Source organism: Streptomyces sp. 15-116A (assembly GCF_025290915.1).
In the GTDB taxonomy this organism is placed as follows: Bacteria; Actinomycetota; Actinomycetes; order Streptomycetales; family Streptomycetaceae; genus Streptomyces.
In genome coordinates, this window is the sequence record NZ_JAOCQE010000183.1 from 1 (window position 1) to 12,821 (window position 12,821).

Below are 12,821 nucleotides of genomic sequence, written 5' to 3' on the forward strand. Positions count from 1 at the left end.
CCGGCCGGCACCCCCAGCAAGGCCGTCCACGCGCCGGCCGGTGTCTCCACGGGAGCCAGCGCCAGCCGGGCCGGGACGTCGGCGACGACCACGACGACCGCGCCCCAGGCGGCGGACCACGGAAGCCAGCGCACCGCCCCCGCCGCGGGGTTGAACCACCGGGCCAGATGCGGGGCGAGGAAACCCACCCACGCCACGGGCCCGCACACGGCCGTCACCGGGGCGATCAGCACCACCGCGATGGCCAGTGCCGCCAGACGGGCGCGCTGGGCGCGCACCCCCAGCGCCTCGGCGTCCTGGTCGCCCAGCCGCATCACCGACAGCACCGGCGCGCACAGCACGAGCGCGGGGACCGCGACGAGCAGCCACGGCCACAGGCCCGTCACGTCGTCCCAGGTCCGGGCGGACAGGGAGCCGAGCAGGTAACGGTAGATGAGCTGGAGGTCCAACTGGTCGGCCATGACCATCAGGACGAGCAGCGCGGCCTGCAACGCGGCCGCCACCGCGGCGCCGGTCAGCAGCACCGCGGACGGACTGCGGCCGAGTCCGGCGGCCAGGAGCGTGAGCCCGCCGCCGAGCGCGGCTCCGCCGATGGCGAGCATCGGCTGGACGGCGGCGGGCAATGACAGGCTCAGTACCAGCGGCGCGGCCACCCCCAGCGCGGCACCGGACGACACGCCCAGCATCTCCGGCACCGCCAGCGGATTGCGCAGCGCCTCCTGGAGCACCAGCCCGGCCGCCCCCAGACAGGCTCCGGCGACAAGCGCCAGCACCAGTCGGGGCACCCGGAGTTCGGAGACGACGATCCCGGCGAGCGTGGTGTCCCCGTCCAGCAGCGCGGCGACCAGCCGGTGCGGTGGGACGTAGGGGGTGCCGAGGCTGAGCGCGCAGACCGAGGAGACGGCCAGCAGCACGACCACCAGGAGCGGCTGCCCTCTCCGTGCCCCGCGCGACGGCCGCTGTCCGTCCGCCGCGACGGGATCCGCCGCGGCGGGCGCCGAGAAGGGCGTCACCGCAGTGCGGCCGTGGCCTCGTCGAGGACGATGCCCAGCGAGCGGGTGCCGCGGCCCTTGGCCCACACCTCCGAGTTCACCTCGTGGACGTCGCCGTTCCGCACCGCCGGGATCTTGCCCCAGAGGGGGTTCTCGGCCAGCTTCTCGGACAGCTTGCCGTCCGCGTCGCCGAAGCTCAGCGTCTCGACGAACAGCACGTCGACGTCCTGGGCGAGGATCTCCTCGAGGCTGTAACTGCCCTCCACACCACGGGACTTCCAGGGGTAGTCGGCGATCTTGGGGAAGAGACTGGCGGCCACGTCGGTCTCCGGGGTCGCGACGCCGAAGTTCTCGTCACTGCCGTAGATGATGAGGGCGGTCTTGTCGCTGGGAGCCTTCTCGGCGGCGGCGAGCTTGGCCCGGAAGGTCTTCTCGGCCTTCTCGCCCTCGGCGGTGCGCCCGGTGAGCGCGGCGAGGTCGCGCAGGTATCCGACGCTGTCCTGCCACGTCTCCGGCTGCATGGACCAGAACGTCGTGGCGCCCTTGAGCGCCGGGGCGAGCTTGCCGTGGGTGTCGCCGAGTCCGATGACGAGGTCGGGCTTGTGGGAGAGGATCGCCTCCACCTCCGGGGCGATGAACCCGCCCGGGATGACGTCGACCTTCTTGGCCTTCTCCTCCCCCAGGAAGTCCGGGTGGGCGAGCAACGCGCTGTTGGTGGCCGTCGGGACGATGCCCAGCTCGGTCAGGATGTCGTCACAGAGCGCGAACAGGCAGACGATCCGCTCGGGTTCCTTCTTCAGGGAGACCTTGACGCCCTTCGTGTCGGTCAACTCCGTGGACGCCTTGATGGGTTCGACGGTGACGTCGGTCTTCGCCGCCGGCTTGGCCTTGTCACTCGCGGGTTCTTCGGACGACGAGCCGCAGCCGACCAGGACGGAACCGACCACCGCTGCGGTGATCCAACTACGGACGAATCTCGACGGTGCGCGCAGCATCGATGCCCTCGCTCTTTCTCGGATACCGGGAACGCACCGAAGATACATGATAATCATTTTCACCAGATCGGTTTCTGGAGGAACCCATGCCCGCTGCCCCACCCGTTCTGCTCGTCTCCGACCATGTGGACGGATCCGTCCATGTGCTGACCGTGCCGGACGGCACCGTCGTGGGACGCCTCACCGGCCGTCATCTCTCCGAGCACGCCGGGTTCCTGGCGCTGCCGGGCGGGCGGGTGGCCTGCGTCGACGACCGTCGCGGGGAACTGCTGGTCCTCGATCCGTTCGCCGAGCGGCTCGTGGAACGCACGGTCCCGGTCGCCGTGCCGGCCGAGCACCTCGCCTGCGACCCGTCCGGTCGCCTGCTGACCGTCACCACCGGCCTGGGCGAGAACACCGAACCCTGGTCGGACCTGCTGACCGTCCTCGACCTGGACACCGGAGACACGGCGAGGGTGCGCACCCGCGCCGGCGAACCGGGCGTGACGGTGCTGGGCGGCGGCGATCCGCTCGTCGTGCTGCGGCACCGGGAGCCCGGCGAGCTGGCCGTCCACCGGTTCGCCGACCTCCTCGCGGCTCCGCCCGGCTGCCCTCCGGTCACACCTCACGCGGTCCTGCCCCTGCCGGACGACGGACACGGGGACGCGCAAGTACCCGGCACGAACCGCGTGTTCGCGGCCACGGGCGAGGGAGTACACCCCGCCCGGAGGAAGGGCGACGCACTCGTCGCCGAGCCGCTCATCCCCTGGGGGTCCCCCGCCCGGGGCTGGTACCTCCGGCTCGACACCCGCCGGCCGGCGCTGTGGAGCACGCTGCGCGGCGGCGACCCGGACCCGCTGCGCTGGCCGGAGTGGACCAACCAGGCATGGCACCACGACCTGGAGACAGGCCGCACGCTCCACACGGAACTCGGCCCGGGGCTCGTGTTCCGCCTGGCCCTCGCCCGCCGCCACACCGCCTTCACCCGGATCCACCCCGACGGCGACGAACTGCTCCTCCTGGGCGCCGAAGGCACGGTCCGCCGCATCCCCCTGCCCGCCATGGACGGCGCTCCGCGCCGCGGCGGCACCCCCTGGGAGGGCGTCCAGCGCCGGGCGGTGGCCGCCTCACCGGGCTCCGACTGGATCGCCGTCACCCGGGGCGGCCACGGCGAGGTACACCTCGTCGACGCGGAGTCGGGACACCAGGCAGCCCGTCTGCGGCTGGGCACACCGCTGCACCACGGCGGCCACATGACACTGCGCAGCCGGAACGACGGCGCCGACGGTGATCCCGTGGGCCGGTGACGACAGGTTCGGGCCGGCGCGGTCGGGGCGTCGTCCGCGACGGGCGGGGCGGCGTTCGCGGGCGCCAAGCCCGGGACGGAGCACGGGGTGTTCGCGTGCGCACATGCCCCCGCCGGCGTTGCGGAGGCCACGAGTTCAGCCCGGTAGGCGGTCGGGCCGGACCCGCCGCGCGGGCGGTTCGTGGCCGTGCCCCTGCCGCTGCCGGAAGTCGCAGAGGCGAGGGCACAGGGGCGGGGACGCGGACGGCGTCCTACCCGGTGACCGGCGCCGACGCACGGCCGGACCGGCCCTCTCCGGCCTCTGGCAACTCCGGGCGTGACCAAGCCCGGTACGGGACGTGGAAGGTGCTGCTGTCGTGGTCGATGCGCGTAATGGGCGTCGTGCAGCAGATCAGAGCCCCTTTGCAGCAGGCTCCAAAATCGCCACGCACTCCACGTGCGAGGTCATCGGGAACAGATCGAACACCCGCAGCGTCCGCACCTTGTACCCCCCGTCCCGGAAGTACCCCAAGTCCCGTGCCAGTGCTGCCGGATCGCAGGCCACGTACGCGATCCTGCGTGCGCCCAGGGACGTCAGGTGTGCCACCGTCTTGCGCCCCGCCCCCGCCCTCGGCGGGTCCAGGACGACGAGGTCGACCTCGGTGATGCCCGTGCGCGGGAGGACCGACTCGACCTTGCCCTGTTCGATGCGGACCCGGGGGAAGTCCGCGAGGTTGTGCCGCGCGTCCTCCACCGCCCGCTTGCCGGACTCGATGCCGAGGACCGCGCCCGCCTCGCCGACCCGGTCGGCCAGCGCGCCCGCGAAGAGGCCGACGCCGCAGTACAGGTCGAGCGCCATGTCGCCCTTGCGCGGCAGCAGGCCCTGCATCACCGCGGTGACCAGGGTGTCCGCCGCCTTCGGGTGGACCTGCCAGAAGCCACCGCCGCCGACCCGGTACGTCCGCCCGTCGGCGCGTTCACGGACGAAGGGGCGGCCATGGACGCGGTGGACGCCGCCGCTGCGTTCGTCCACGCGCATCACCGACACCGGCCGGTCCAGTTCGACCAGCGGGAGCCGGGCGCCCGGCTTCGGGGTGAGGATCACCTGACGGTCCTGCGAGCCCGTCGCCGCGATCGCCTCGACGGAGTCCATGCCCGTCCAGTCCCGCTTCTCGATGCCCAGCTCACTGACACCCTCGGCGGCGATCATGCAGCGGTCGATCGGCTCGACCTCGTGCGAGCGGTGCCGGCGCAGGCCCGCGCGACCGTCCGCGGTCACCGCGTACTGCACGCGCGTGCGCCATGACGGGACCTCGCCTGCGGGCACCTTGTCGCCCTCGGCGGGCATCACCGTGCCGTCCCAGCCGGCCTCCTCGGGCGTCAGCCCGGCCAGCCGTTGCAGCTGCTCGGCGACGACCTCACCCTTCAGGCGCCGCTGCGCGCCCGGCTTGGCATGCTGCCAGTCGCAGCCGCCGCAGCGGCCGGGACCGGCGTAGGGGCAGGGGGCGTCGATGCGGTCCTTGGAGGCGTCGAGCACCGTCACCGCGTCCGCGCGCAGGAACCGGGCCCCCTCCTCGCCCTCCGTCACGCGCGCGACGACGCGCTCACCGGGCAGCGCGTGCCGCACGAACAGCACCTGGCCGTCCGGCGTACGGGCGACACAGTGGCCGCCGTGGGCGACGGGGCCGACCTCGACCTCGTACTCCTCCCCCACCAGCGATTTCCTCGGTTCTGCCGGTTCTGCCTGCATGGCGGGGTGACTCCACAACATCGAAAGCGGGTGAGCGGGCCGGCCGGCCCGCGACAACAGCCCACCAGTCTACGTGTTCGTGGAGTTCTCCTTCGCCCGCTCCACCGCCGGCCCCCGCCGCACCGAGCCCGGCGCCGTCCACTCCTGCCGCTTGCGGGCGCGCCGCTTCGCCGCCTCGGAGGACTGCAGCTGGTACGGCACGGACGTGACCATCACGCCGGGCGTGAACAGCAGCCGGCCCTTGAGCCTGAGCGCGCTCTGGTTGTGCAGCAGATGCTCGTACCAGTGGCCGACCACGTACTCGGGGATGATCACCGACACGACGTCCCGCGGCGACTCCTTGCGCAGCGACTTGACGTACTCGATGACCGGCCGGGTGATCTCCCGGTACGGCGAGTCCAGCACCTTCAGCGGTACGTCGATGCCGCGCCGCTCCCACTCCTCGCGCAGCGCCTTCGTCTCGGCCGGGTCCACGTTGACGCTGAGGGCCTCGAGGGAGTCCGAGCGCATCAGCTTGGCGTAGGCGAGGGCGCGCAGCGTGGGGCGGTGGATCTTGGAGATCAGGACGACCGAGTGGACGCGGGAGGGGCGCACCATGTCGTCGCTGGGGGTCTCCGGAGCCGCGATCTCCTCGGAGACGCGGTCGTAGTGGCGGCGGATCGCTGTCATCGTCGCGTAGAAGATGCACATGCCGAGCAGCGCGACCCACGCTCCGTGCGTGAACTTGGTGACCAGGACCACGACGAGCACCAGGCCGGTGAAGAAGGCACCGAAGGTGTTGATGGCCCGGGAGCGGATCATGTGCCGGCGCTTGGCCTTGTCCTCCTCGTCGGCGAGGAGCCGGTTCCAGTGCCGGACCATGCCGGTCTGGCTGAGCGTGAAGGACACGAACACGCCGACGATGTAGAGCTGGATCAGGCGGGTGGAGTCGGCGCCGTAGACCCACACCAGCAGTCCTGCCGCGCCCGCCAGCAGCACGATGCCGTTGGAGAAGGCGAGCCGGTCGCCGCGGGTGTGCAGCTGGCGCGGGAGGTAACGGTCCTGGGCGAGGATCGAGCCGAGCAGCGGGAAGCCGTTGTAGGCGGTGTTCGCGGCGAGGAACAGCACCAGCGCGGTGGCCGCGGCGAGGATGATGAACAGGATGCTGCCCTGTCCGAACACGGCCTCGGCGACCTGGGAGATCACCGGGTCCTGGACGTAGTCGGGGCCGAGCGGGGTGCCGTCGTCCAGCAGGTCCTTCGCCGGGTTCTCGGCCATGCGGACGTTGGTCGCCGCGGCGAGCCCGATGATGCCGCAGAACATGGTGACGGCGAGCAGGCCCATCAGCGCGAGCGTGGTCGCCGCGTTGCGCGACTTGGGCTTGCGGAAGGCCGGGACGCCGTTGGAGATCGCCTCGACGCCGGTGAGCGCGGCGCAGCCGGAGGAGAAGGCGCGCAGGAGGAGGAAGACCAGGGCGAAGCCCGCGAGGCCGGGGTGTTCCGGCTTGATCTCGTAGTCCGCGGTCGGCGCGCGCATCTCGTCGCCGAGGATCACCCCGCGGAAGGCGCCCCACGCGATCATGGTGAAGACGCCCGCGACGAAGACGTACGTCGGGATGGCGAAGAGTGTGCCGGACTCCTTGACGCCGCGCAGGTTCATCAGCGTCAGCAGCACGATCACGCCAACGGCGCAGGCCACCTTGTTCTCGACGACGAACGGGATGGCCGAGCCGAGGTTCTCGATGCCGGAGGAGATCGACACGGCGACGGTCAGGACGTAGTCGACGAGCAGGGCGCTCGCGACGGTCAGTCCCGCCTTGGGGCCGAGGTTGGTGTTGGCGACCTCGTAGTCGCCGCCGCCGCTCGGGTAGGCGTGGACGTTCTGCCGGTAGGAGGCGACGACCGTGAACATCAGCACGACGACCGCGGCGGCGATCCAGGGGCTGAAGTGGTAGGCCGACAGGCCCGCGATGGACAGGACCAGCAGCACCTCGCCGGGCGCGTACGCCACGGAGGACAGCGGGTCGGATGCGAAGACGGGCAGCGCGACACGTTTCGGCAGGAGGGTCTCCCCCAGCCGGTCACTGCGCAGTGCGCGCCCGATCAGAATCCGTTTGGGCACGTCGGTCAGTTTGGACACAACAGAGGATCGTAAGCGTTCGAACGGGAGCCCGCCCACCCGCCACCCCACATCGGCTGTGCCTCTGCCCTCCGGGTGAAATCGCGCCCCGACCGGGCTACGGATTCCGCAGGCCGGGGGGATTCCATGCCTATATGACTACGCCCTGCCCGCTCGCCCGTCCGTTGCCGGGCCGTTGCCGCTCCGTGGAGGTTCCATGCACCAGACCGCAGAACTGATCGGCGCCGCGGTCGCCCTCCTCGGCCTCGGAATCCTCACCCTCGTGAGCGTGCGCAGCATCACGCGCCGCTGACCGGCAGACCGGGTGCCAAGTCGGCCACGCGTGCGTGCAGTTCCTCCCGTCCGATGCTGGCGACCCGCGTCGACGGCACCGTGCAGGCGTACGCGCCGGCCACCGCGCCGTAGCGTGCGCAGCGCTCGGCGGGCTCCCCGCGCAGCCATCCGTACAGGAACGCCGCCGCGAAGGCGTCGCCCGCGCCGTTGGAGTCCACCACCGGAGCCGGCGGTTCCACGGCGGGTACGTGGCTGAGCTCGCCGTCGGCCAGCAGATACGCCCCCTCCGCCCCGGCGGTGGCGACGACCACCCGGGCCCGGCCCCGCTCGGTGATCGCGCGCATCACGGGCTCGGGGTCGGCGAGCGCGGCGGCGGAGAGGAAGACGAGGTCCGCGGCGAGGGCGAAAGGCTCGTGGTAGGGGTTGGCGCCGTCCCAGTCGTGCAGGTCGGTGGAGATCGTCACGCCACAGGCGCGCAGCACCGGCAGGGCCTCGGCGCAGGGCTGGGTGATGACGACATGGGCGTGCCGGCCGGCGGCGGCCAGCTCGCGCACCGTCTCCTCCGGCAGCCGGTCGGTGTCCGAGCAGCGGGTCGCGTCGTACAGGGAGAGCCGCCGGCCGCCGGGGTCGACGAGGTTGACGGCCCGCTTGGTGCCGCACGGCTGCGGTACGGCGGTGAGCGCGACGCCGTGGTCGCGGTGCAGGGCCCGGACGAGGTCGCCCTCGTGGTCGTCGCCGATCATGTCGAGGTGGTGGGTGCGCAGGCCGAGGGCGCTCGTGGCCAGCGCGACGAAGTCCCCGCTCTGCCCGGCGCGGGTCACGATCCCGGGCCGGATCATGACGCTGTCGGCGTACGGCACGGGCAGCTCGGGCACGTGCACGATGGTGTCCACACCGGCCCCTCCCAGGACAAGCACGTCGATCTCGGCGGTCATCGGCGGTACCTCTCTTCTCGCCCCGCGGGCCCGTCCCCGGCGGTGGACGGACGGGGCGGCTACGTTGGACTCGGTCAGGCGAACACGGGCGGTCGGGCCCCGGAGGGCATCAGCACCGCGTTCCCCCGGCATGATGTTGCCTGGCGGCCCACTGCTCGGGCCGCGATGTGTGCCCGATCAGCCTTGCGAGCCGAAAGAGAGTCATGAGCACGAGAGTCGTGAAGGTCGAAGGGCCTGCAGGAAGCGCGGTGTGACGCGATGCATATTGTCATCATGGGCTGCGGAAGGGTGGGTTCCGCCCTGGCCCAGACCCTGGAGGAACAGGGGCACACGGTCGCGGTGATCGACCAGGACCCCACCGCCTTCCGCCGCCTGGGCTCCTCCTTCGGCGGCCGCCGGGTCACCGGGGTCGGTTTCGACCAGGACACCCTGCGCGAGGCGGGCATCGAGGAGGCCGGCGCCTTCGCCGCCGTCTCCAGCGGCGACAACTCCAACATCATCGCCGCGCGGGTGGCCCGCGAGATGTTCGGCATCGAGAACGTCGCCGCCCGCATCTACGACCCCCGCCGCGCGGAGGTCTACCAGCGCCTCGGCATCCCCACCGTCGCCACGGTCCGCTGGACGGCCGACCAGATGCTGCGCCGGCTGCTGCCCTCGGGCGCGGAGCCGCTGTGGCGCGACCCCACCGGAGGGGTGCAGCTCGCCGAGGTGCACACCGCCCCGGCCTGGGTGGGACACAAGATCAGCAAGCTGCAGGACGAGACGGGCGTCCGTGTGGCCTTCCTGACCCGGCTCGGCGAGGCGATCCTGCCCAGCTCGCAGACGGTGCTGCAGGAGGGCGACCTGGTGCACGTGATGATGCGCAGCGACGAGATCGACCGGGTCGAGGCCGCTTTCGCCAAGGGACCCGAAGAAGGGGGCGGTCACTGATGAGGGTCGCCATTGCCGGAGCCGGTGCCGTCGGCCGCTCGATCGCGGGCGAGCTGCTGGAGAACGGCCACGAGGTCCTGCTGATCGACAAGGCGCCGACCGCGATCTCCGTCGAGCGCGTCCCGCAGGCGGAGTGGCTGCTGGCCGACGCCTGCGAGATCACGTCCCTGGACGAGGCGGCGCTGCAGCGCTGCAACGTGGTGATCGCCGCGACGGGCGACGACAAGGTCAACCTGGTCGTCTCCCTGCTGGCGAAGACGGAGTACGGCGTCCCGCGCGTCGTCGCCCGCGTCAACAACCCGAAGAACGAGTGGCTGTTCAACGAGGCCTGGGGTGTGGACGTCGCCGTCTCCACACCGCGGCTGATGTCGGCCCTCGTCGAGGAGGCGGTGAGCGTCGGCGATCTGGTGCGCCTGCTGCGCTTCAGCCACGGCGACGCGAACCTGGTCGAGCTGACGCTGCCGGAGGAGTCGGCCCTGGCCGGCACCCAGGTCGGCGACGTCCAGTGGCCCCAGGACACCTCCCTGGTCACCATCATCCGCGGCACCCGCGTGCTGACCCCGACCCGCGAGGACTCCCTGGAGGCCGGCGACGAACTCCTCTTCGTCGCCGCCCAGGCAAGGGAGGAACAACTGGAGGACCTGCTGTCAGTCCGCAAGGAGCCAGGGTCGAGCTGAGGCACAAGAGCGGGGCGCCCCTGGAAACCAGGGGCGCCCCGTCACGTGCGGTCCTCGACCAACCGAGTCGGGCGGGCGGGTGGGAAACGGGGGGCCCGGGGGCGCAGCCCCCGGAACCTCAGCCCTCCCGACGCTGCGCCTCTTCCTTCTCCCGCGCTTCCATCTCGGCAAAAACATCGATCGGCGGCGGCGCCTTCGCCAGGAACACCCACGTCAGATACACCGCCAGCAGGAACGGCGGAATCTTCAACGCGACCAGGACCCAGCCCAGCTGCGTCGTGTCCGCCCACCAGTACAGCGGGAACAGAATCGCGCTCTTCCCGAGCAGAATCAGCCCCCACGCCCAACTGGCCTTGGTGTACGCCTTCTTCCGCCCGGGATTGCGCGTACGCCAGGAGAGGTTCTCCTTGAAGATCGGCCCGAGCATCAGGCCGATCAGCGGAACCCCCGCCATCGCCGTGATGATGTACGCCAGCGCGAGACCCAGCGTGTAGAGCATGCCGGGGAGATAGAAGTCCTTCGCGTTGCCGGTCATCATCGCGAAGACCACGCCGAAGGCGACCCCGAAGACACCGCTGAAGGCGTGCTTGGCGGTGTCCTTCATCACCAGCCGGACCACGACCAGCACCAGCGACACGGCGAGCGCCGCGATCGCCGACATGTGCAGGTCCTTGTTGACCGTGTAGATGCTGACGAACAGCAGCCCGGGCAGCACCGTCTCGACCATGCCCCGAACCCCGCCGAACGCCTCGAACAAGGCGGCCTCGGTCACCGCCCGGGCGTCGTCCGCGGATGTCTCTTCGGTTGTCGGCTTGTCGAGCGACGTCACCGGCTACTCCCGTCCGAGGGGTCTCAGTTCGTATTTCGGATTGAACAGCACCCGGCGGCCCCGGCTCATCGAGATCCGGCCCGATGCGATCAGCTTGCGCCCCGGTTCGATCCCCATGATCGAGCGGCGGCCCAGCCACACCACGTCCAGCGCGGCGGAGCCGTCGAACAGCTCGGCCTCCAGGGCCGGGACTCCCGCGCGCGGCCGCAGCGTGACCGTGCGCAAGGTACCAGTAACCGTCACGATCTGCCGGTCCTGGCAGTCGCCTATCCGCGTACAGCCGGCGGTCTCGGCGTCCTCACGCAGCTCCTCGGACTCCAGGTCCTCCTGCGACGAGGAGAGCCGGTCGAGCATGCGCCGGAACCGGCCTGCCGGCTTCTCGGAACGAGGAACAGCACTCATGTCTGAAGCGTACCGGGGGCCACTGACGGTTACGTACCCCCTGTCCGACGCCCTCGAACCCGCCGGTTCCCGGCCACCGAAGGCCCGGTACGGCCCTGACCTTCACTTCTCGAACCGATAGCCCATTCCGGGCTCGGTGATGAAGTGCCGGGGATGTGACGGATCTGCCTCCAGCTTCCGCCGCAACTGCGCCATGTACACGCGCAGATAGTTGGTCTCCGTCCCGTACGACGGCCCCCACACCTCCTGCAACAGCTGCTTCTGCGCCACCAGGCGCCCCGTGTTGCGTACCAGCACCTCCAGCAGATGCCACTCGGTGGGTGTCAGCCGTACGTCCCTGCCGTCGCGGTTGACCTTCTTCGCGGCCAGATCGACGGTGAAGTCGCCGGTCTCCACGATCACGTCGTCCTCACCACCGGCCGGCTCGGCGCGGCGTACGGCGGCCCGCAGCCGGGCGAGCAGTTCGTCCATGCCGAAGGGCTTGGTGACGTAGTCGTCGGCGCCGGCGTCCAGGGCCTGCACCTTCTCGTCGGAGGCGTGCCGGGCGGACAGCACCAGGATCGGCACCCGGGTCCAGCCGCGCAGTCCGCGGATCACCTCGACGCCGTCCATGTCGGGCAGGCCGAGGTCGAGGACGACCACGTCGGGCTGGCGGGCAGCGGCCAGTTTCAGGGCGCCGGCGCCGTCGTGGGCCGCGTCGACCTCGTAGGAGCGTGCCTTGAGGTTGATCACGAGGGCGCGCACGATCGCGGGCTCGTCGTCGACCACCAGCACACGGGTCATGAGGGCTGCCTTTCGGATGCCGCGGAAGGTTCTGCGGTGGGGAGGGTGTCCGGGCCGGTCGCCGGCGCCGCGCGGAGGGTGAGCGTCATGGTGAGGCCGCCGCCGGGAGTGTCGTCGGCGTTCAGGGTGCCGCCCATGGCCTCGGCGAAGCCCCGGGCGACCGCGAGGCCCAGTCCGACGCCGGCGCCGCGCGGGGCGTCGCCGTGCCGCTGGAAGGGCTCGAAGATACGGTCCTTCGCCTCGTCGGGGACGCCCGGGCCCCGGTCGACCACCCGCAGCTCGACCCGGTCGGCGAGCGAGCTGGCGGCGACCAGGACGGGCGTGCCGGGCGGGCTGTACTTGACGGCGTTCTCGACGACGTTGGCCAGCGCCCGCTCCAGCAGCCCGGGGTCGACGGCGACCATCGGCAGGGTCTCGGGGACGTCGAGGACGACACTGCCCTCGGGCACCCCGCCGAGGGCCATCGGCACCACCTCGTCCAGGTCGATCTCCCGGATCAGCGGGGTGACCGTGCCGGTGTGCAGGCGGGACATGTCGAGCAGGTTGCCGACCAGGTGGTCCAGCCGGTCGGCGCCGTCCTCGATGCCTTCGAGTAGTTCGGCGGTGTCCTCGGGGGACCAGTCGACGTCCTCGGAGCGCAGGGAGGAGACCGCGGCCTTGATCCCGGCCAGTGGGGTGCGCAGGTCGTGGCTGACGGCGGCCAGCAGCGCGGTGCGGATGCGGTTGCCCTCGGCGAGGGCACGGGCCTTGTCGGCCTCCTCGCGCAGCCTGCGGCGGTCCAGGACGACGGCGGCCTGCGCGGCGAACGCGGCCAGCACCCGGCGGTCCTCGGCGGGCGGGACGCGGCCGGTCAGCGCGAGCGCCATGTGGTCG

Annotated in this window: 12 protein-coding genes; 3 read left to right on the forward strand and 9 right to left on the reverse strand. The window is 71.6% G+C overall.

The genetic code is table 11. The features are described 5' to 3' along the window. Together N4P33_RS24465 and N4P33_RS24470 are read right to left on the reverse strand one after the other, a co-directional pair. Positions 1 to 914 (reverse strand): FecCD family ABC transporter permease (locus tag N4P33_RS24465; RefSeq protein WP_399030080.1); only part of this gene is annotated, 914 nt, incomplete at its 3' end. A 95-nt stretch (positions 915 to 1,009) separates the two neighbouring features. Then, entirely contained in the window at positions 1,010 to 1,987 is a 978-nt protein-coding gene (locus N4P33_RS24470; protein WP_260828886.1) for an ABC transporter substrate-binding protein, read from the reverse strand. A gap of 86 nt (positions 1,988 to 2,073) precedes the next feature. On the opposite strand from N4P33_RS24470, the gene N4P33_RS24475 reads away from it, so the two are divergent. Further along, positions 2,074 to 3,273, forward strand: a complete 1,200-nt coding sequence (locus N4P33_RS24475; RefSeq protein ID WP_260828888.1) for a YncE family protein — start codon at positions 2,074 to 2,076, stop codon at positions 3,271 to 3,273. Between the two features lie 390 nt (positions 3,274 to 3,663). Here the strand turns inward: N4P33_RS24475 and N4P33_RS24480 are convergent, their stop codons facing one another. From N4P33_RS24480 to N4P33_RS24490, 3 genes are all read right to left on the reverse strand, one after another. Further along, positions 3,664 to 5,001 (reverse strand): class I SAM-dependent RNA methyltransferase, encoded by a 1,338-nt coding sequence (locus N4P33_RS24480; RefSeq protein ID WP_260828889.1) that lies wholly within the window; start codon positions 4,999 to 5,001, stop codon positions 3,664 to 3,666. A gap of 69 nt (positions 5,002 to 5,070) precedes the next feature. Further along, complete coding sequence (locus N4P33_RS24485; RefSeq protein WP_260828890.1) at positions 5,071 to 7,119, reverse strand: APC family permease; 2,049 nt, start codon at positions 7,117 to 7,119, stop codon at positions 5,071 to 5,073. Between the two features lie 278 nt (positions 7,120 to 7,397). Next, positions 7,398 to 8,327: an adenosine kinase gene (locus N4P33_RS24490; protein ID WP_260828891.1), complete on the reverse strand. Its 930-nt coding sequence runs from the start codon at positions 8,325 to 8,327 to the stop codon at positions 7,398 to 7,400. Between the two features lie 258 nt (positions 8,328 to 8,585). Here N4P33_RS24490 and N4P33_RS24495 point away from each other — a divergent pair, with 258 nt between their 5' ends. Together N4P33_RS24495 and N4P33_RS24500 are read left to right on the forward strand one after the other, a co-directional pair. After that, the gene (locus N4P33_RS24495) at positions 8,586 to 9,257 is read left to right on the forward strand and encodes a TrkA family potassium uptake protein (protein ID WP_260828892.1); all 672 of its coding nucleotides are present in this window, start codon (positions 8,586 to 8,588) and stop codon (positions 9,255 to 9,257) included. After that, positions 9,257 to 9,934: a TrkA family potassium uptake protein gene (locus N4P33_RS24500; protein WP_260828893.1), complete on the forward strand. Its 678-nt coding sequence runs from the start codon at positions 9,257 to 9,259 to the stop codon at positions 9,932 to 9,934. The genes N4P33_RS24495 and N4P33_RS24500 overlap by 1 nt, the downstream gene beginning before the upstream one ends. A gap of 118 nt (positions 9,935 to 10,052) precedes the next feature. On the opposite strand, the gene N4P33_RS24505 is transcribed toward N4P33_RS24500, so the two are convergent. The 4 genes from N4P33_RS24505 to N4P33_RS24520 all read right to left on the reverse strand — a co-directional run. Further along, the gene (locus tag N4P33_RS24505; RefSeq protein ID WP_260828894.1) at positions 10,053 to 10,763 is read right to left on the reverse strand and encodes a DUF3159 domain-containing protein; all 711 of its coding nucleotides are present in this window, start codon (positions 10,761 to 10,763) and stop codon (positions 10,053 to 10,055) included. A 3-nt stretch (positions 10,764 to 10,766) separates the two neighbouring features. Continuing rightward, positions 10,767 to 11,165, reverse strand: coding sequence for an OB-fold nucleic acid binding domain-containing protein (locus tag N4P33_RS24510; RefSeq protein ID WP_260828895.1), 399 nt, complete (start codon positions 11,163 to 11,165; stop codon positions 10,767 to 10,769). Between the two features lie 102 nt (positions 11,166 to 11,267). Further along, positions 11,268 to 11,948 carry a response regulator gene (locus tag N4P33_RS24515; protein WP_260828896.1) on the reverse strand — a complete coding sequence of 227 codons (681 nt, stop codon included), beginning with the start codon at positions 11,946 to 11,948 and terminating at the stop codon, positions 11,268 to 11,270. Beyond that, positions 11,945 to 12,821: sensor histidine kinase KdpD (locus N4P33_RS24520; RefSeq protein WP_260828898.1), on the reverse strand; the 877-nt coding region annotated here is incomplete at its 5' end. The genes N4P33_RS24515 and N4P33_RS24520, both read right to left, overlap by 4 nt.